General features: G+C 51.3%; 19 protein-coding genes and 1 pseudogene. 6 read left to right on the top strand and 14 right to left on the bottom strand.

Translation table 11 applies throughout. The features are described from left to right. Positions 1–2: 2 nt before the first annotated feature. A complete protein-coding gene (locus KQI79_RS08760; protein WP_216537855.1) occupies positions 3–1,130 on the bottom strand; it encodes a glycosyltransferase family 4 protein in 1,128 nt (375 codons plus the stop codon). Positions 1,131–1,265: 135 nt separating this feature from the next. Here KQI79_RS08760 and KQI79_RS08755 point away from each other — a divergent pair, with 135 nt between their 5' ends. Then, positions 1,266–2,450, top strand: coding sequence for a GGDEF domain-containing protein (locus tag KQI79_RS08755; protein ID WP_230190644.1), 1,185 nt, complete (start codon positions 1,266–1,268; stop codon positions 2,448–2,450). A gap of 111 nt (positions 2,451–2,561) precedes the next feature. Then, on the top strand, positions 2,562–3,923 hold the full coding sequence (locus tag KQI79_RS08750; RefSeq protein WP_216537854.1) for an RsmB/NOP family class I SAM-dependent RNA methyltransferase: 1,362 nt from the start codon (positions 2,562–2,564) through the stop codon (positions 3,921–3,923). Between the two features lie 91 nt (positions 3,924–4,014). Here the strand turns inward: KQI79_RS08750 and KQI79_RS08745 are convergent, their stop codons facing one another. The 4 genes from KQI79_RS08745 to KQI79_RS08730 all read right to left on the bottom strand — a co-directional run bounded on the left by KQI79_RS08745 (position 4,015) and on the right by KQI79_RS08730 (position 7,640). Then, positions 4,015–5,070, bottom strand: a complete 1,056-nt coding sequence (locus KQI79_RS08745; protein WP_216537853.1) for a hypothetical protein — start codon at positions 5,068–5,070, stop codon at positions 4,015–4,017. Positions 5,071–5,153: 83 nt separating this feature from the next. Beyond that, the gene (locus KQI79_RS08740; protein WP_216537852.1) at positions 5,154–5,954 is read right to left on the bottom strand and encodes a Cof-type HAD-IIB family hydrolase; all 801 of its coding nucleotides are present in this window, start codon (positions 5,952–5,954) and stop codon (positions 5,154–5,156) included. A 20-nt stretch (positions 5,955–5,974) separates the two neighbouring features. After that, positions 5,975–6,724 carry a pseudouridine synthase gene (locus KQI79_RS08735; protein ID WP_216537851.1) on the bottom strand — a complete coding sequence of 250 codons (750 nt, stop codon included), beginning with the start codon at positions 6,722–6,724 and terminating at the stop codon, positions 5,975–5,977. Continuing rightward, positions 6,687–7,640 carry a LysR family transcriptional regulator gene (locus KQI79_RS08730; RefSeq protein ID WP_216537850.1) on the bottom strand — a complete coding sequence of 318 codons (954 nt, stop codon included), beginning with the start codon at positions 7,638–7,640 and terminating at the stop codon, positions 6,687–6,689. Before KQI79_RS08730 ends, KQI79_RS08735 begins: the two co-directional genes overlap by 38 nt. Positions 7,641–7,759: 119 nt before the next feature. Between KQI79_RS08730 and KQI79_RS08725 the strand changes: the two genes are divergently transcribed. Further along, a complete protein-coding gene (locus KQI79_RS08725) occupies positions 7,760–8,857 on the top strand; it encodes a citrate synthase/methylcitrate synthase (RefSeq protein WP_216537849.1) in 1,098 nt (365 codons plus the stop codon). Here the strand turns inward: KQI79_RS08725 and KQI79_RS08720 are convergent. From KQI79_RS08720 to KQI79_RS08705, 5 genes and pseudogenes are all read right to left on the bottom strand, one after another. Further along, on the bottom strand, positions 8,827–9,015 hold the full coding sequence (locus KQI79_RS08720; RefSeq protein ID WP_216537908.1) for a hypothetical protein: 189 nt from the start codon (positions 9,013–9,015) through the stop codon (positions 8,827–8,829). The two genes, KQI79_RS08725 and KQI79_RS08720, sit on opposite strands and share 31 nt — an antisense overlap. Positions 9,016–9,154: 139 nt before the next feature. After that, positions 9,155–9,292 (bottom strand): annotated as a pseudogene (locus KQI79_RS28185) (transposase); the annotation flags it as partial. Positions 9,293–9,931: 639 nt separating this feature from the next. Next, positions 9,932–10,330, bottom strand: coding sequence for a DUF309 domain-containing protein (locus tag KQI79_RS08715; protein WP_216537848.1), 399 nt, complete (start codon positions 10,328–10,330; stop codon positions 9,932–9,934). Continuing rightward, positions 10,320–11,132, bottom strand: a complete 813-nt coding sequence (gene yjbM / locus KQI79_RS08710; RefSeq protein ID WP_216537847.1) for a GTP diphosphokinase — start codon at positions 11,130–11,132, stop codon at positions 10,320–10,322. The genes KQI79_RS08715 and yjbM overlap by 11 nt, the downstream gene beginning before the upstream one ends. A 48-nt stretch (positions 11,133–11,180) precedes the next feature. Then, positions 11,181–12,284 (bottom strand): quinone-dependent dihydroorotate dehydrogenase, encoded by a 1,104-nt coding sequence (locus KQI79_RS08705; RefSeq protein WP_216537846.1) that lies wholly within the window; start codon positions 12,282–12,284, stop codon positions 11,181–11,183. Between KQI79_RS08705 and KQI79_RS08700 the strand changes: the two genes are divergently transcribed. Continuing rightward, on the top strand, positions 12,273–12,611 hold the full coding sequence (locus KQI79_RS08700; RefSeq protein WP_216537907.1) for a hypothetical protein: 339 nt from the start codon (positions 12,273–12,275) through the stop codon (positions 12,609–12,611). The two genes, KQI79_RS08705 and KQI79_RS08700, sit on opposite strands and share 12 nt — an antisense overlap. A gap of 3 nt (positions 12,612–12,614) precedes the next feature. Here KQI79_RS08700 and KQI79_RS08695 read toward each other — a convergent pair whose 3' ends face one another. From KQI79_RS08695 to KQI79_RS08685, 3 genes are all read right to left on the bottom strand, one after another. Further along, positions 12,615–13,955: a L,D-transpeptidase gene (locus KQI79_RS08695; protein WP_216537845.1), complete on the bottom strand. Its 1,341-nt coding sequence runs from the start codon at positions 13,953–13,955 to the stop codon at positions 12,615–12,617. Between the two features lie 128 nt (positions 13,956–14,083). Beyond that, a complete protein-coding gene (locus KQI79_RS08690; RefSeq protein ID WP_216537844.1) occupies positions 14,084–14,317 on the bottom strand; it encodes a ferredoxin in 234 nt (77 codons plus the stop codon). Between the two features lie 101 nt (positions 14,318–14,418). Next, on the bottom strand, positions 14,419–15,711 hold the full coding sequence (locus KQI79_RS08685; RefSeq protein ID WP_216537843.1) for a DNA polymerase IV: 1,293 nt from the start codon (positions 15,709–15,711) through the stop codon (positions 14,419–14,421). A gap of 129 nt (positions 15,712–15,840) precedes the next feature. Here KQI79_RS08685 and cimA point away from each other — a divergent pair, with 129 nt between their 5' ends. Beyond that, positions 15,841–17,457, top strand: a complete 1,617-nt coding sequence (gene cimA, locus KQI79_RS08680; protein WP_216537842.1) for a citramalate synthase — start codon at positions 15,841–15,843, stop codon at positions 17,455–17,457. Between the two features lie 57 nt (positions 17,458–17,514). On the opposite strand, the gene KQI79_RS08675 is transcribed toward cimA, so the two are convergent. Beyond that, positions 17,515–18,048 (bottom strand): TlpA family protein disulfide reductase, encoded by a 534-nt coding sequence (locus KQI79_RS08675; protein WP_216537841.1) that lies wholly within the window; start codon positions 18,046–18,048, stop codon positions 17,515–17,517. Between the two features lie 154 nt (positions 18,049–18,202). On the opposite strand from KQI79_RS08675, the gene KQI79_RS08670 reads away from it, so the two are divergent. After that, complete coding sequence (locus KQI79_RS08670) at positions 18,203–19,510, top strand: MFS transporter (RefSeq protein ID WP_216537840.1); 1,308 nt, start codon at positions 18,203–18,205, stop codon at positions 19,508–19,510. Positions 19,511–19,604: the final 94 nt, after the last annotated feature.

Here is a 19,604-nt window from a genome sequence, read left to right as displayed (position 1 = left end):
CTTCACCCCTGCATGAATTGAGCATAAATGTTTCGCAGCTGGTTAATGACCCGGGTCAAGGAATACGTTTCTTTCGCTTTTTCCCAAGCGGCATACGAGAGCCGGCTGCGCAGTTCCGCATCTTCGATCAGCCGCTGCATCGCGTCGCATAGCGCGCTTTTGTCGTCCGGCGGAACGAGCAGCCCGTTGACGCCGTCCTCGATTTGTTCGCTAATGCCGCCGACATCCGTGCCGATCAACCCTAACCGGCAAAGCGCCGCTTCGGCAAACACCGATCCGAAAGCTTCGGCGCGGGACGGAAGCACGAAAATATCCGCAAACGGCATAAATTGCTCCGGATGGAGCATGTACCCGTAAAAAATAATTTCATCGTAAATGTTAAGCTCGACCGCCAAAGCTTCAAGATCGGTCCGAATCGGGCCGTCGCCGATTAAATGAAGCACGAACGGATGCCCCCGTTTTTTCAATTCCGCGCATGCCTCAAGCAACACGTCAAGCCCTTTCGCGGGCACCAACCGGCATACCGTAATCAACTGCGGCACTTCGTTTTGCCGCTCCACCGGCTTGAACCGTTTTTCGTCGAAACCGTTCGGAATGACCGTAACCTCTTCGGGACGATCCATATAAGGCGCTAAATATTGACGGAAGGAATGGGACACGGTCAGCACGCGATCCGTACAATGCTCCAATTCCCGGTATAATGACGTCAAAAACCGGTGCTCCGCCCCGCCTTCCTTTATTTTCCCGTTGAGGACCAGTTCCCGTTCGAAGCTCGAATGGATCGTGACGATAAGCGGCGTGTCCGGAAACAACCGCTTCATCACGAGCGCCGGGATCGGATGATGCGCATGGATCAAGTCGTACTTTGTATTGATCCGCATCTTCGCCCACCAACTATAGTCGCGAAAAGTTTGAATATATTTTTGCACCGTAGGATTGTGCTTGAATTCCTCCCAATCGAACGTAGCGAAACGAACCTCGTCTTGCCCTTTGCCCCGGACGCGTTTCGGAATCGAGAACAGATCCATGTCCCAATTCGAATTTTGAAATCGCTCCAATATGTAAGGTACCATGGAGGATACTCCGCCCGGTTGCTCCGGCGGAAAAAATAAAGCTTGCAATAATTTCATCGTTATGTCCCCCCGACGCTTCTCCTGTGCACACATTTATGATACATTAGAACATATGTTTTCCGCAAAGTTTAAAGTCTTGATTCTTAAGAGACGATTGCTCGACTTGAAAACGAAAGATGGAGCGAGACGACCATGACAACTTCCATACCGCCGGTATTTACAGGCGCAACAGGCCAAATTTTCTCCGCCCTGTCCGCTTTTTACATTTTGCTGATCATGATGTTGATGTCGATTCGACTGTACAGCAAGCAAAGAAAAAAATCGTATATCTATTTATTGTTCGCATTTTTCATTATTATGGCATACCAAGGATTGAACATCCATTTCGTATTGTCGCAAACGGAATCGTATCCCGCGATATACCGGTACGTTTCCAGCATACTGCAGATGGCTTCCTTTATTTTGCTGAACTTTGCGGTCTACCAATTATACCATCGCATGAGACCAAAGCACTCCGTATATATCGTGCTCATGTTCGTCTTCCTGCTGGCCATTGCCATTCTGCAGGCAAGTTTCGACCCGGCGCTGTTTCCGGAACGTCCGGATCGCGGGTGGATGGCCGGCCTTCCGCTCAACCTGTACCATGCGCTGCTGCTTCTGTTCTTTGCGATCATGTTCGGGCCTTATATTCGCCAGCGTCTTAAGTACGCATTGAGTTTGGCCGTCTATTCTTTTATGCTCATCATCCGTTTTGCGAACTACTACGTCTTCGATACTTCCCATACGGTGCTGCAAGCGCTGGAAAATTTTACGCCTATTTTGTATTATACGATATTGTTTTTCATTCTGTTCGACCGAATTGTGGAACTGCTGCAATCGATCTACCGTTCCTCCATTACGGACGGTTTGACGAGCCTGTTCAATCGGCGCTATTTCTACAAAGCCTTAAACCGGTATGTGAACGAAGGCTTGCGGGTGTCTGTCATTTTCTGCGATATCGACAATTTCAAAAAATTAAACGACACGCAAGGTCATGACCGCGCGGATGAGGTGCTGAAAAAGGTGGCGTCCGTCATGACGGAAGAAACCGAAGGCATCGGCATAGCCGGCAGGTACGGAGGAGAAGAATTGGTCGCGCTCGTCGTGGATCGCCGCGCCAAAATCGATCAAGTCGCGGACGCAATCCGCAGCCGCGTGGAAGAGGAGACGATCGTTACGGTCAGCGTCGGATACAGCGTCTTGAAAAAAGGAATGTCCGCGGAGCAATTGATTAAACAAGCCGACGAAGCGATGTACCATTCGAAAACAACCGGCAAAAACAAAGTCACATCCTATACGCAAATGCGGCGCAAACCGAAGGAAGCGGCGAAAGGATAATTGCAGCTGCCCCAGCCGCCCCGCCTGCCTTTGAGTTTGCCGGCCGTTTATGTTACACTGCTGAAATCGAATCAGTATTCATGTTAGTGATAAAGGGGTAATAAGATTTCTATGATTACGCTTCCGGAAGCTTACATTCGCCAGATGAAGTCGCTTCTGGGCCGGGAAGCCGAACGTTTCTTGCACAGTTATACGGAACCGCGCACGTATGGGCTGCGGTTGAACCTTTTGAAAACATCGGGGCAAGATTCCCTGGCCGAAGAAGTCAAACGGCTTTTCTACTTGGAGCAGGTGCCTTGGTGCGAAAGCGGCTATTATTATCGGGAGGAGCTCCGGCCCGGGAAACATCCGTACCATGCCGCCGGCTTGTACTACATTCAAGAGCCGTCGGCCATGGCGGCTGTGGAACTGCTCGCCCCCCGGCCGGGTGAAATCGTGCTTGATCTCGCCGCCGCGCCGGGCGGCAAAACGACGCATATCGCCGCCAAAATGCAAGGCAAAGGGTTGCTCGTAGCCAATGAAATCCATCCGCAGCGCGCGAAAATTTTGGCCGAAAATACGGAGCGGATGGGCGTGGCCAACGCGATCGTCACCAATGCGGGGCCGGACGAGCTCGCGGCGAGGTTTCCGTTATTCTTCGATCGCATTATGCTGGATGCTCCATGCTCCGGTGAAGGGATGTTCCGCAAAGATCCGAATGCGATTGAAGAATGGTCGGAAGCTCATGTCGCCATGTGCGCGGCGCGCCAATGGGATATTCTCGAGCACGCGGTTACGATGCTCAAACCGGGCGGCACGCTCGCGTATTCGACGTGCACGTTCAATGAAGCGGAGAACGAGCGAACGATCGCCAAGCTGCTCGAGAAGCATCCGGAGTTTGCGCTCGTCCGAACGGAGCGCATTTGGCCGCATACGCACCGCGGCGAGGGCCATTTTGTCGCGCTGCTCGAGAAGCGACAGGGCGGCGGCATCGTCGCTGCCGCGGAAGCGCCGCGGCGCGGGCGCAGCCGCGGCCATGACCGGCCCGCCGGCGGCGCAGCGGCGGCGCTGGACATGTTCCTCGCGTGGGCGCGCGAGGAACTGCCCGGCTTTGCGCCGGGCGAGGGCGAAGCGCTTCTCTTCGGAGAAGCGCTGTATCTGCTGCCGCGCGCCGCAGGCGGCAGCCTTACCGCCGCGCAGCTGCGCGGCTTGCGAATGCCGCGCGCGGGGCTGCAGCTCGCGGCGGTGCGGAAAAACCGCGTGGAGCCCGCCCACGCGTTAGCCGTCGCCGCCGCCGCGGAGCAAGCGCGGCTCGTGTTTGACTACGCGCCCGAAGCTCCCGAGGTGCAAGCGTTTCTGCACGGCGAAACGCTGCCTGTCGCCGCAGACGCCAAGGGATGGGCGCTCGTCGCGGTGAACGGCTTGCCGCTCGGCTGGGGCAAAGCGAGCGGCGGCCAATTGAAAAACCATTATCCCAAAGGGCTTCGCAGCTAAATCTATAGCGGTTTGCCGCAGCACTACTATCGTCCCACGACGGCCAAACCGGCGCCACAAGCAAAAACCTGAGGATCCCCTCAGGTTTTATTTAATGTATCGTGTCTTGTTGAAACATCATTTCGTCGATCAACTGGTTTTTAAACAGCATCGTCAGGTGAACCGAATCGAATTGTTTCTCTTTGTCCAACTCCAGCAGCAGCCTGCCGGCGATGACTTCGCGCTCTTCTCCGGTTCCCGGCGTATGAAAGTCGATAAAACCCGACAATTGCTCGCCGCTAATATCGATCGTCGCTTCGCCGAGCGGCAATGCGCCCGTTTTCGCGCCATAAATATGATAAGTGAGCACATCCCCGTCGTCACGGATCAATTCGACATCGTACGGACTGTCTTCTTCAGCCAAAGCGAAGCGGCGAAATAATCCGTCTTCTTCGAAATACGGCCCGTCCGTCGTCCGTTCACGCTCCTCGTCCAGCAGCGATTCATGCGTAAGCTCGATCGTCTCGACGATATCGTCCTCCACCTTAATATCCAGGACGATCGTATCGATCAACGTATCGTCGAAATCGCGGATCAGCAAATCGGCGGCACAATCGATCTCCTCCTCGGACGGCATATAAGGCCACCGCAGCTCTCCGACGATATCGGCGCCAAACTGCTTGATTGTGGCGGCAGCCACGATCGTGTCGTCCTCATCGACAATTTCGTAAGTGGACACATTGCGCCCCGCGCTAACCGATTGCAAGCGAAAACCGAAATCGTCCGTTTCGCCGTACGTCCGTCGTTCCTTCCGGATTGCCGACTTGCCGTCGGCGAAGGAGAACGCATCATTCGTATCGAACGTCGTTTCGATCCCTTCGCGATTGCCGTTGATAACATGAGTGTACGTGCTGCAAGTTACAATGACTTCGCATTCATCCGTACGCAGCGCTTCGCTTAGATGAAACACATGCTGTTCCACGAAGCTCATGACACGCGATCTTTCATGCGCTGCCAGCGAATCCTTATCGAGTTGAACAGCACCTGCCAGTCGATTTCCTTCTTGATATACTAGCGTCATCGTGCCGACAAATCGGCCGTCCAGCAGCAAATCGGACGCTTCTCCTCCAGCCGCTCTAATGTCTGGCCGAACCGTAATCTCGACCATGCGCATGTCCCTCCCTTTCGAATGAATGATGATATTCCTTATCATTTCCTATTCCATCGGGAGTATGCCGGGGTATGTCGCGATTATAAGCAATATTTCAGCAAAGCGGCATGTACGCCGTCTTCGTTATTCGTTGCGGTAACATCGTCCGCCGCCTCTTTCACCTCAAGCGGGGAATTGTCCATCGCAATGCCGACGCCGGCAAATTGCAGCATCGTAATATCGTTATAATAGTTTCCGATAGCCAGCACTTCGCTGCGTTCAATCCCTCTTATCCGGGCCCATTCGCGCAAGGAATTTCCTTTCGACGCCTCGCCATGCATTACGTCGATAAAAAAGTCTCCGCTGCGGATCATATGCAAGCCGCTATCCCATTGTTCCCATTCCTTTTCAACGCGATCCAGCTCATCTTTCTCGGCAAACACGGTAAACTTCACAATCGTCTCGCCCAATTGTTCCGCAGATGGCAACGTTTGCGGCTCGATATAAAACCGGCCGTACATTTCCAACGCTTCATCGGTCAACACGCTTGCGTCCTCCACATAAAGATCGAATGCGGTATTCACGTCAAAATGAATATGATGCCGTCTGCAATATTCGAGATATGGCGCAATTCGATCCAATGCGAAGGAAAACTGATAAAGAACGCGGCGCGTGCGCGATTCGACCGTGGCCGCCCCGTTATGAGTAATGATCGTTCCGTCAATGCCGATCAGTTCCAACAACGGGAGAGTGCTGCTCGGACTTCTGCCCGTACAAAGTACAATTTCCGTACCTTGTTCGGCCAGCCGCCGTATCGAATGCATCGTATCCGGCGTAATCTCATGGTCGTCGTTAATCAGCGTTCCATCCACATCCAGCGCTACCATCTTGTATCTGTTCATCTCCATACCCCTATCTGTATCTATTTTTGATTGCCTTGAACTTGAGTCAATAACTGTAATTCCGCTTCCGTCAACTCCCGGTACTCGCCCGGCTGCAACGATTCGTCGATCCGAAGCGGCCCCATCGAAATGCGTCTTAAAAAGACAACCTTTTTGCCGACCGCCTCAAACATTCGTTTCACTTGATGGAATTTGCCCTCGGTAATCGTTAATTCGATGCGGGAATGCGGTTCGCCGTCGTTCGTCGTACGAATGATCTTTAACTGCGCCGGCTTCGTAACATACCCGTCGTCCAGCTCAACCCCGGCCGCGAAGGCCTCCACATCGTTCGAATCGACGATTCCCGTTACTTCGGCGGCATACGTTTTCGGTATATGTTTGCGGGGCGACAGCAATTCATGCGCCAGCTTGCCGTCATTCGTAATAAGCAAAAGCCCCACCGTATCTTTATCTAATCGACCTACGGGGAAAGGCTCGAAAGCCCGCCACTGCTCATCAAGCAAATCAAGCACCGTACGGTCGCGCAAATCTTCCGTTGCCGATACGACGCCTTGCGGTTTATTCAACATAATATATATATATTTGCGGTAACGGACCGTTTCGCCGTCCAATTCGATCAAATCCGCGGCAGGATCTACTTGATATCCGCTATCTTTGACAATAGAACCGTTGACCGATATTTTGCCTAGCTTGGCCCATTTTTTTATTTCGCTGCGGGTTCCGTACCCCATATTACCTAAAATCTTGTCCACCCGCTGTTTCGCCTTCATGACTCTGCATCCACCTCCAGCCTAACGGGTCATCGACTATTTTATCATAAAAATCAATAATAAACCCCAAAAAATGCTGTACCTCCTCGGTCTCCGACTGATGAATCAAATAGGTCGAAGCAACCGGCAAAGACAGCTCGTCCGTCCGAAGTTCCACGACTTTTCCTTGCTCGATCTCCTCCACTACGGTCGAGCTTGGCAGAAAAGAAATGCCTAACCCCTCTTCGATAAAACGTTTCGTAATATACACTTGGGACACCGTCATCGTTCGAATCCGCGGGTAATCGATGCGTATCTCGTTAAGAAGCCCATCCCAATATTCGGGATGATTATGCGTTAATATCAAATAACGCCGCAGCAGCCGTTCCAACGGCACACTCGTCCCTTTCTCGTCCGTTGCGTCGCCCGGAGCGACGAGAACGACAGGGTCGTCGTTCAGTTTGCGAACGGTTAAACCCGCCTCGCTGGAGCGCATGCGGGACAAGCCAATATCCGCCGCTCCCCTCGCGACCGCTTCGCCGATTTCCACCGATTCCATCACTTTGATTGCAATCTCGATATCAGGGTAACTCTTCAAATATTTGCGCACGATGAGAGGCAGCGTGGAAGCGGCAACCAATGGAGAGACGGCGATCGTAATTTTTCTGGTAAAGCCTTGGCGCCAGCTTTCGATCTCATGCATTCCCGTTTCGAAATTGCTCAACATTTGCTCCGCATAAGGCAAAAACCGCCGGCCGGCATGCGTAATATGTACGTTGCGCCCTCTTCGTTCGAACAATTCCGTACCAAGCAGCTCTTCTAAATGCTTAATATGCATGGTAACCGTCGGCTGCGTTACGAACAATTTCTCGGCGGCGCGGCGAAAATTTTCATATTGAGCGGTAGCTACAAATGTTTTCAACCATTGGATTTGCAATCGAACGGCCCTCCTTACTGATAACACTTCATGATCAAAGTAATTCGATTAATTTAATATTCTTAATCTTTATCTTATTGTAAACTGTTATTAACTTCAAGGAAAAAGGGGTTTTTCATATGCCGAAAGTGAGCGGACTGGAAGGGATCATCGCTGCGGAAACGGATGTAAGCCTCGTTGACGGCATCAACGGATATCTCGTTTATCGCGGCTACTGGGCGAAGGAGCTTGCCCTGAACTATAGTTATGAAGATGCGGTTTATTTGCTAATTTACGGCTGTTTGCCAAATCGCGAGGAATCGGAAAGGTTTGCATCGCTCCTCGCTGCGAACCGGGAATTGCCCGCCTATGTGATCGATTTGATTCGCGGATTGCCTGACGATATGGATATGATGAGCGTCCTAAGAACGGCCGTATCCGCTCTAGGAACAAGCGAATATCAATGGGAGCCCGACGACGGGCAAGCGATTCGGGCAATCGGCGCTATTCCGTCGATCGTCGCTTGCAGGTATCACCATGTAAGCAAAACCGACGTCGTACCGTCCGACCCGGCCTTAGGGCATGTTGCGAATTATTTATATATGCTAAGCGGCAAGAATCCGTCGGCGGCTCACGTCAAAGCATTGAACGCTTATTTTGTATTGACGATGGAACACGCAATGAACGCCTCCACCTTCGCGGCCAGAACGATCGCGTCTACCCAATCGGACCTTATATCGGCCATCGCGGGAGCGATCGGCGCGTTGAAAGGACCGCTGCACGGCGGAGCGCCCTTTGAAGTGATTCAAATGCTGAACGATATCGGTGCGAAGGAAAACGCTGGGCATTGGCTCCGGCGCAAGCTTGAAGATGGAGAACGGATCATGGGATTCGGACATCGGGTCTATAAAACGCGGGATCCGCGCGCAGAAGCGTTGAGAGAGATCGCCGAACAGTTAACCGGCGACGATGCATGGTTCGATTTTGCCGTACATGTGGAAAATACAGCCTTAACGTTGCTGGAGCAATACAAACCAGGCCGCCAGTTGTATACGAATGTGGAATTTTATGCGGCAGCCGTCTTCCGGGCCGTCAACTTGCCGGATACATTGTACACGGCCACTTTTACCGCTAGCCGGGTTGCGGGTTGGTCGGCTCATATTTTGGAGCAGGCGCCGGTCAATCGGATCTTCCGCCCTCAATCGACTTATACCGGTGTTATGCCGACGCCGGTATAAGCGTAGAACGGCATCGTGACACGGAAACCGTCCTTCAGCAACTTCATTAAAAGTTGCCGGAAATGACCGCTGCGGTTTCTTCGGAAGTAGTACTCGTCCACGTAACTTTGCAAGTATCGGGGGGCCACGCTGCGATAAACGGATCGAATAAATTGCATGGCGTTGCCTGCCATTATTGCTTTGGCTTGTTCGACAATAGGCTCCGCTTCCTTCTCGTTCATACGGGACAACGGATGATAGCGGAAGCTTCGTGCGATGCATGACCGTCCCCGAGGTCACGGAAACCTGCAGACGGCAGTCCAGACATTGGTAGAAACGACGTCCCTTAAGCTCGCAATACCGTTGGCTGTCGCACCCGGGACAGCAAAAACCTTCCGACCAGCGCAATTGGAACAGGTATGTACGGCAAGCGTCTTCATCCTCAAACTGCCTCATAAATTCCGCCACGGAAATCAATCCGACCGCCTCCTTATAAACTTCCTTGTACCCATTATACCAAACATATGTTCTAACATCAATATTTTATATCAATTTTTTAACATTTTTCATGCAGCAAAAGACCCGGTTTCGATAAATGTATCTCATTTTTTTACCTTCTGAATAAAGTGCATATATTTCGAAGAACGTAAGTTTCATAATCGAGAAAAGTTAAGTTTCATAATGAAGAACAGTAAGTTCCATAATCGTGAAAGTTAATTTTCTTAATGAAGAACGATAGTTCCATAATGAGGAACAATAGCGTCATATAACCGTCTCCATAATCCTCCTTAAAAACCCGCTCATTAGCCAAGCTACGACATTAACCCTAAATTCCGGTCATATATGTATCAAACTCAGCAGCTCAAAAATAAAGAAACCATCGTCCAGAGCCACGTTTTTTGCAATATGTTCTTTGTTATAGTGTTGATGCTGTTCATTCCAGCAAGAAACGATCGCCCCTCCGCCACGTGGTATTCGCTTTGGCGTATTGGTCAGAGTTATGATGTCAAAAACGCCCGGTCCGAGCATGTTGCAGCAAAGCGGCGTCAAACGCAAACAAACCGCTTCATCCAAGATGAAACGGTTTGTTTTTGTTCATTCCATTTCGAGCGCCGTGGCGCGCACGTTTTGTTCCAGCAGCGGATCGGCGATGACGATGTTCAGGTCGTAGTGCGCGAACGGAGCTTCTTCATATCGCTCCAGCTTGGCAAGGTATGCACGGGCATCGTTCAGCAGCAGGCCCAATTCAATGCCTAGAATTCGTTCAGGATACCGCTCCAATTTCTCGACGGCGCCGCGGAACAATTTCGTTGCGCCTGAGATATTGCCGTTGCGGTGATGATACAGAGCGACGGCGACTTGCAGAAGCCCCTGATACAATAAGTCCCGCCCTTCTTCCAGCCAAAGCTCCTCCATCACTTCGTGGCATTCGAAGTAATCGCGTTTTACGTTAAAATATACGATGAATTGAACAAACAACGGATCATACGTCATCGTTTCGCCTGCCTTTATTCGCAGCATCGACAACGTCCAATAGTTCTGCGTGCAATTTTTTTAACGCTTCATTGTCGTCCCGCTCCCATAATTCGTTGAAGCGCTGCTGGAACTGGGCGGCCTCGTTGACTCTGCGGTAGTAATATAGAACTTGGATCAAATTCAACACTCTCGACGTAAGATTCGAGCGTTCGTCGAAGCTTTTTTGCGCCTCCATAATTTCTTGCCTGATGCAGGACATTTCATTATCGAGAATAAAAGCCGCTTCCGCCGCTTTTTTCAGCCGTTCGCGCATTTCATCGGGCAAGCTTTCTTTGTATTTGTAATTCAACGAATGTTCGATCGTCGCCCAGAAATTCATGGCTAATGTACGAATTTGAATTTCCGCCAATACTTTTTTCAACCCTAAAGCGGTTTGAACCGGATATTCAACGATCATATGGAAGCTGCGATAACCGCTTTCCTTATAATTCGTAATATAGTCCTTCTCGTATATTAATTTCAGGTCTTGCCGCGCGCGAATCAATTCCGCCACCCTATGAATGTCTTCGACGAACTGGCACATAATCCGAATGCCGGCGATATCCTCGATTCCGATCTCGAGATCTTCCATCGATACGTTCAATCGTTTCGCTTTTTCTAGGATGCTCGAAATTTTTTTCACCCTGCCCGTCACAAACTCGATCGGGGCGTATTCCTCGCGTCTTTTCAATTCCGCGCGCAATGTTTTGAACTTGACCTTCAATTCTTCCACCGTTTGTTCGTAAGGCAGCAAAAACGTACCCCAATCTCTTCCGTCCATTCATGATACCTCCCGACCTCAAATAGACCTCACTACGTACAATCGCAGTTAATGCCCTCGGACATCCGCGCCGACAGCTTCGGAGATATGGCGAAAGCCGTCGCGCTGCAACAATTCTCTCAACCCGCGATGAACTTCGCGGTTTATGCCGGGACCTTCGTATATTAGCGCCGTATAGATTTCAACCAGGCTTGCGCCGGCACGTATCTTCTCATATGCGTCCCGGGCGGAGAATACGCCTCCGGAACCGATAATCGGCAGCTTTCCTTCCGTTTGGCGATAAATTCGCCGTATCACTTCCGTGGACCGTTCCCGCAGCGGCTTCCCGCTCAATCCGCCCGTTTCCTTGGCGTTAGGATGCGTCGTACCGTCGCGCGTAATGGTGGTATTGGTCGCGATAATACCGGAAACGCCGCTTTCCTGGATGGTGACGATCATATATTCCAACTCCGCGTCGTTCACATCGGGGGCAATCTTCACGAGCACCGCTTTGTCCGAATCGGAATGACGCTTCCGCTGCAGGTCCATTTCTTCTGTAACGGCTTGAAGCAGTTCGCGCAATTCGTTGCCATGCTGCAAATTCCGCAAATCCGGCGTATTCGGCGAACTGATATTGACCACGAAAAAATCCGCATATTGGTATAATGTCCGAATACAAGATTGATAATCGGCAAACGCCTGCTCGTTCGGCGTCGCTTTATTTTTGCCGATATTGATCGCTACGGGAATTTTCCTTTCCCTGTAGCGGGCGAATTGCCGCGCCATCGCCTCGGCGCCTTCATTATTAAATCCCATTCGATTGATCAAGGCTTCGTCGGGAGTCAATCGGAACAAACGCGGCGAATCGTTGCCCGGCTGGCCTTTCGGCGTGACCGTTCCAACTTCCATAAAACCGAAACCGATCGCAGAGAAGCCTTCGACCGCGATAGCGTTCTTATCCAATCCCGCGGCAAGCCCGATCGGGGTAGGGAAGCGAAGTCCGAATAAATCGACGGCAAGATCCTCCGTTTCCTTCACATGGTACATTCCGCGCAGCATCGGAATCATTCCCGGAATTTTGGACGCTGTATGTAATCCTCCTATCACGACATGATGCGCTTTCTCAGGATCCATTTTAAAAAAAAGGGGTTTAAGTATATTTTGGTAAAGCAACGTTCTCCAACTCCGTTCCCAAAAATTGCAGCCAGCAAGTTTTTCTCCATTAACCAGTTTATCTTTTTCCGTCAAAAAAGAAAAGTCCGCCCTTTCGCACAAGCCATTGTAGAAAATAAAGCGGAAAACGATTACAATAGGGGTAAGCCTATTTTTATTTTAGAAAGAAAGAGGTCGTTTATTATGTCCACGAAAAGAAAGCCACCTACCATCGCCCAAAAACCGAAGGAAGAGGTAAACAAGAAAGCGCTCATCTGGGTGGGATGCATTTTTGCCGCGCTCGTTATTGTCGTTACGCTTCTCCTTGTATTTTCAAACGGGTCATAGAACTTATAACCATCTATAGATTTTATGGGGGTTCGTCTGGTCATGCTGCTGCTCGCTCCGGAAACGTTGTTTCGGAACGTTCTCCTGATCCGGCAGAACTCCCTTTTTAATGATCACTTCCGTGCCGATCGGCACAAGGTCGAACAATTCTTCCAAATCCTCTCTTCCCATGCGCACACATCCCAAGGAGCGGTCCAGACCGATGCTATCCGGTTCATTCGTCCCATGAATCGCGTAATCCGTATCGGAAAGCGTCATTCCGCGGCTGCCGAATTCGCCGGTTGCGGATCCGTTCGGATTGACGACTTTTTCGGTAATGACGAACGATCCTTCCGGCGTTTTCGAACCTCCCAGACCGATCGGATAATTGCGCAGCATCACGTTGCCGCTAACGACCGCCAGCCGGTAATTGTTCTTATCCACAATAATTCGCAACGGTTCTTGCAGCAAGGCTTGTTCCGTCCCGGCGCTTTGCGGATCGGCGGCAGCATTTCCGCTAGGAACCGAATCGCTCGATCCGTTACCGGGCCGCGCGAACTCGGCGATGATCGACGCGAACATCGTATGCATAGGCGGCGTAATGCCCGACATTGTATTATGCGGATAAGGCCCTGTCAGTTCTTCCAAAGATTCGGGCAATCGGCCATGCTCCCTTTGGAAACTAAGTATCGCCGATCGCAGCACAAGCCGATGCTCCTGCCGCACCGCCCATTGCGCCGCCATATCTTCGAACGCGGCCGGTTCGGCCGGTTCGCATAAGCAAACCGCGGGATCATACGATTGCAGGCGGACCGCCCCGCTTCCCTCTTCCCGCTCCATCGACGCTGCGACGTCAGGCCGATGATCCCATAGCAGCCAGCCGTCTTCGCTATTCAGCCGCACCAGCAAAGCGGATTCCGACGGCGTTCGGGACAGCAGCATTTGATATAGCGCGTCCTTGGTCCATTCGGAACGCTGCATATCGGCGATATAGATCGCCGGCCGATTCGCGCCCGCAGGCTTCGTTTCCGGCAATGCCGTAACGGTACGGTCAGGCTGCTCGCTTACCGAAGGCAGGCAGATTAAAGCTAATATTGCCAGCAATAGCAAAACGAAGCGTCTCCGCTTCTTCCGGTCCTGCATGCGCTCCATTTTCCGCCGCAGACGCTCTTCGTAGCCCAGCAGCAAATCGGCGGGAATTTGCGTCGATTCGAACGCCTCGTACACTTGTCCCGCCTGATTATAACAATAGTTCGCTTTGCCGAGCGCGCCGGCCGCTTCGTATTCTTTGCCGAGCAAATACCAAGCCATGCGGTTTTCGGGATGGCTTTGCACATATTTTTTCAAATATAAAAAGCTGTTCATCGCTTGATCTCCTCTTATTCCGATGATTCGGTGTTTACTTCATTTATCGGATAAAAGGGCCAAATAAAAAACCCCCTCGTTTCTCGAAAGAAACAAAGGGATGATAAATGCGTATGATAACCGGGCTATTATTCGAACGGTTTGTCGGAAATTTTAATGGAATCCGTCGGACATCCGTCGCATGCGTCCTGCAGATCGTCGTACAAATCTTCAGGAATTTCCGTTACGCCGCGATTGTCGTCGCCTTCGTAAATCACGAACGCGAGCCCTTCGTCGTCATAATCGTATATATCCGGAGCCGTAGCGCCGCAAGCGCCGCAAGCGATGCATGTATCTTTGTCTACCCATGTAAATTTTGCCACAATATATTCCCTCCTGATTGTATGAACACCCTTCTTGGAAGCCTCACCATCAATATAATACAAATAATAGGCAAGTTCAAACCTTTTTCAAGGTAACATGTTTACGTTTCCGTGTCCAGTTTCTCGTTACGGATGAAATCCATTTGCAGCGAGGTGCCTCTCACTTTATCGTTGCGCAGCAAGGCGGAGGGATCGTCGCCCAGCATTCCGGCCGTCACGATCGCATTTTCCCCGTATTTATCGCGAATCCGGTCCATCGTTTCGTTTAATTGCTCTCTTTTCGGCTGCTTCTCAAAGTCGAACAAATCGAGTTGAATCGCCGATTCGGCTTTCGGCTTCAAATTTTGCAGCGTAATTCCTAACAGCCGGACCGGACGCTGCTCCGGCCAATGGCGCTCGTATAGAGCGCATGCCGTTTTGTATATATCATCCGCCGACTCGGTTAAGGTCTGCAGCGTTTCCGAACGCGTCAATGTTTTCATTTCCGGCGTCCGAATCGTAATTTGCACCGTTTTGGCAAGCAGCTTCTGTCTTCTCAGCCTGCGCGCCACCTGATCCGCCAAGTTCAGCATCACGCGGCTGACGTCTTCCGGACGGCTAATATCTTGCGGAAGCGTCGTTGTATGCCCGATCGACTTATTCGTCTCGCGCAGCGGATTGACCGGAGCTTCGTCGATCCCGTTCGCCGCCTGCTTCAGCCACGTGCCGACGACGCCGAAGGCGTCGATAAGCCGCTTCTCGTCCGCGGCGGCAAGCTGGCCGATCGTGTAGATTTGCAGCTTTTTCAGCTTCTGGGCCGTTTTATGCCCGATGCCGAACATTTCGCCGCAAGGTTTGTCCCACATCAATCCGGCCATATCGCGTTTGCGCAATACGGAAATGCCGTTCGGTTTCTTCATATCCGAAGCCATTTTGGCTAAAAGCTTGTTCGGCGCCACTCCGATCGAACAGGGCAACGACAACTCGAGGCGAATGCGGTTTTGCAATTCGGAAGCGATCTCCAACGGAGTGCCGAATTGCTTCGAGCCTGTAATATCCATATAACATTCGTCGATCGACGTCGCTTCGACGAGCGGCGTATAGGAATAAGCGATCGTCATGAACGCTTTGGAATAACGCCGGTACAAATGGAAGTCGGGAGGGATAATGATCAGCTCGGGGCATAGTTTGGACGCTTCCCTTACCGTCATGCCCGTCCGAACGCCGAAGCGCCGCGCCGCATACGAACAAGTTACGATGATGCCTTTGCGAAGCTCGATGCTGCCGGCCACCGCCGTCGGTTTGCCGCGGTACAATTCAGGCTGTTCCGCCTCGTGCACCGAACAGTAAAACGCGTTCATATCGACGTGCAGTATGACTCGGCCGCGCACCGGATAATAATCGTTTACTTTCATCGCCCTGGTCTCCCCCCCGTACCGTTTTATGAAAAAATTTGAACGAACTATCTACTTTCCATAAAACAAGTGCTATAATAGTTCATTATACATTTGAATGAAATGTAAGACTAGCAAAGGAGGTCCAATATGCCAACCGAAATCGCGATCTTCGATACCACCCTCCGGGACGGCACGCAAGGCGAAGGCATCAGTTTGTCCGCGGACGACAAGCTGAAAATTGCACAAAAATTAGACACTCTTGGTGTTCATTATATTGAAGGCGGCAATCCGGGCAGCAACGGTAAAGACATCGAATTTTTCAAACGGGCGCAGCAAATGAAGCTGCAGGCGAAATTAACCGCTTTCGGCAGCACGCGGCGCAAGAACACGCTCGCCCATCAGGACGCCAATTTGAACCGCATCGTCGAATCGGGCGTGAAAGCGGCCACACTCGTCGGCAAATCATGGGATTTCCATGTGCATACCGCCCTGCAAACGACGCTGGAAGAAAACTTGGCCATGATTTACGATTCCATCGCTTTCTTGAAGCAGAACGGGCTGGAAGTGATGTTGGATGCGGAGCATTTCTTCGACGGATACAAGAACAATCCGGAATACGCGCTTTCCGTTGTGCGCAAAGCCCAGGAAGCCGGGGCGGATTGGGTCGTCATGTGCGATACGAACGGCGGTACGCTGCCTGGCGAGATCGGCCGGATCGTCACGACGGTATCGAATGAAGTAAAGATCAAACTTGGGATCCATACGCATAACGATTGCGAATTGGCGGTTGCGAATACGCTTGCGGCCGTGCAGGCGGGAGCCCGCCAAGTGCAAGGCACGATCAACGGCTATGGCGAACGATGCGGAAACGCCAATCTCTGCTCGATCATTCCGAACTTGCAATTGAAAATGAACTACGCATGCATCGATGAAAAACAGTTGGCCCAATTAACGAACGTTGCGCGGTACGTCAGCGAAATCGCCAATGTGCATATGCCGGTTAACCAACCCTATGTCGGCAATGCCGCATTCGCCCACAAAGGCGGCATTCACGTCTCGGCCATTATGAAGGATCCGCGCACTTACGAACATATCGAGCCGGAGAAAGTCGGCAACAAGCAGCGGATATTAATCTCCGAGTTGGCCGGCCAAAGCAATATCGTATCGAAGGCGCAGGAACTCGGCGTCAAGCTCGATTCGAACAATGCGCAAACGAAGAAAATTATGGAAAAAATTAAAGATTTGGAGCATCAAGGCTATAAATTCGAAGGCGCCGACGCTTCGCTGGAACTTCTCCTGCGGGAAGCGAGCGGGCAAATCAAGCATGTGTTTACCTTGGAATCGTTCAAAGTAATTGTCGAGAAATCGCATGACCGTCCTTTCCTGTCGGAGGCGATCGTCAAAATTAATATCGACGGAGACTGCGTATATACGGCCGCCGAAGGCAACGGTCCCGTCAACGCGCTCGACAACGCGCTCAGAAAGGCGCTGCTGCAATACTACCCTTCGTTAAAGGATATGCACTTGTCCGATTACAAGGTGCGCGTCATGGACGACCAGGATGCGACGGCCGCCAAAGTGCGCGTGCTGATCGAATCGACCGATTTCCACAATTCCTGGAATACGGTCGGCGTATCGACGAACATTATCGAAGCGAGTTGGGAAGCGCTCGTGGACAGCTTCCGTTACGCGATGCTCGGCCAAACCAAGAACGAATTCGTCAAATCCGACGACACGCTGCGCCTTGGTTTGGTAAACCATTAAGCCGCACCAATAGCAAAACCTTAAGGAAGCCGCTCCCTTCCTTAAGGTTTTTTCTTTTTACTCTTTTATTAATTTTTGCACGATGCGCTCAAGTTCTTTAACCGGTTTTATTCCGACGATCACCTCGCGAACTACCCCGTTCTTGTCAATCAAAAAATTGGTAGGGAAAGCAATGCCGCGATACGTTTGGTACACATCCCCGTTCTCATCCATTAAGATCGGATTGGTCAAGCCGTACTCGTCTACGAACGCCTTCGCTTTGTCGGGCTTATCGTATTTCGTTACATTGACGGAATATAAATCGAATTGATCCTTGTATTTCTCGTACAAATATTTCAAATCGGGCGCTTCCGCTTTGCATGGAGAACACCATGACGCCCAAAAATTAAGCATCAGCACTTTATCGCTCCGGCCCCCAACGTTGTAAGTCTCGCCGTCAAGCCCTTTCAAGCTGAACGACGGGGCCAGCATATCCTTTTGCGGTCCGGTCTCGGTCGGCAGCGCCTTGGCTTCAAGCCCGCTTTTGTTCTGGACGAACGCTACGCACGCCAAAGCCACGATTGCCAATACGATCAATACATTTCGTTTCATCGCCATTCCTCTTCACGCTTTTTTATTTACTATTGTACCCTTTACTTCATGATCTTTTCAAACATTGCCAAAACTTTTTTGAAGAATGCCGTTCCTCTGTTGCGGGAACAGTAAATGTATGCTTATGAAGAAAGCAACAAGAGAGGTCTGAGTCATGGCGAAAACAAAATCAAGAAAACTTCTGATATCGTTCGAAAGCGACATCGACGCAGGGAATGAGGAGAACCAAACGTCCCGGTCCGAATCGTCGGCGGAACCGGAAGGAGCCGGCAAAGGGCTCGTATGGCAATTTATTGCCTTGGCTTCCGTCCCGCTCGTGCTTGTGCTCGGAAACTCCATGCTCGTTCCTATATTGCCGGACATGAAGCGGCATATGGGCATATCCCAATTTCAGAGCAGCTTGGTTATTACATTGTTTTCCGTAACGGCCGGTATCGTCATTCCGATCGCCGGATACTTATCCGACCGTTTCAGCCGCAAGGCGGTCATGATTCCCGCATTGATCATCTACGGCGCAGCAGGCATTTTGGCCGGTTTCGGAGCGGTTTGGAATTCATACGCCGTCCTGATCACGGCCCGGGCCATTCAAGGCTTGGGAGCGGCCGGCACCGCCCCGATCGCGATGGCGCTCATCGGCGATATGTACAAGGACGCGACGGAGAGCAAGGCGCTTGGATTAACGGAAGCGTCCAACGGCGCAGGGAAAGTCATCAGTCCGATTCTAGGCTCGCTGCTGGCCTTAATCGTATGGTACGCTTCGTTTTTCGCTTTTCCCGTCTTTTGCGCCCTATCGCTAGTCGCAATCATCTGGCTCATCAAAGAACCCAAAAAACAAAAAGATCCGATGCCGCTCGGCACGTACGTCAAGACGATCGGCGATATTTTTCGCGAAAAAGGCCGCTGGCTCATCACTTCGTTTCTCGCCGGAGCGTTGGCGTTATTTATTTTGTTCGGCATCTTGTTCTATTTGTCGAATATATTGGAAAAGCCGCCCTACAATATCGACGGCGTCGTCAAAGGTCTCGTGCTCGCCATTCCACTGCTGGCGATGGTGACGAGCGCCTACATTACCGGCAGCGTCATTAAGAAGAACGGGCTGCTTATGCGCTGGCTCATGAATATCGGCCTGGCCATGATGACGTTGGCCTTCGGATTGTCCATCTTCTTCTTCCGGAACATTTACGTATTCATCGGGCTGCTTACGATCAGCAGCATTGGAACCGGATTTCTCCTCCCTTGCTTGAACACGATGATCACCGGCTCGGTGGAGAAGTCGCAGCGCGGCATGATTACATCGCTTTACAGCAGCCTGCGCTTTCTCGGCGTCGCGTTCGGCCCGCCCTTGTTCGGATGGATGATGGGCATATCGAATCAGAAGATCTTTATCACCGTTTCGATTCTTTCGTTTATCGCGCTCGGCCTGACGTTCTTCCTCATCAAACCGGCCAAAGAAGTAAAGTAACAACTCCGGGATGCCGCAAGGCTCCTTTTTTTTGAACAAAAAGCGTTACGTTTGACTGTACGGTTTGAATTCAGTATCATAATGATAACCGAAA

It is taken from the genome of Paenibacillus sp. MSJ-34 (assembly GCF_018918005.1).
Taxonomy (GTDB): domain Bacteria; phylum Bacillota; class Bacilli; order Paenibacillales; family Paenibacillaceae; genus MSJ-34.
This window is presented reverse-complemented; position numbering and strand designations above follow the sequence as displayed.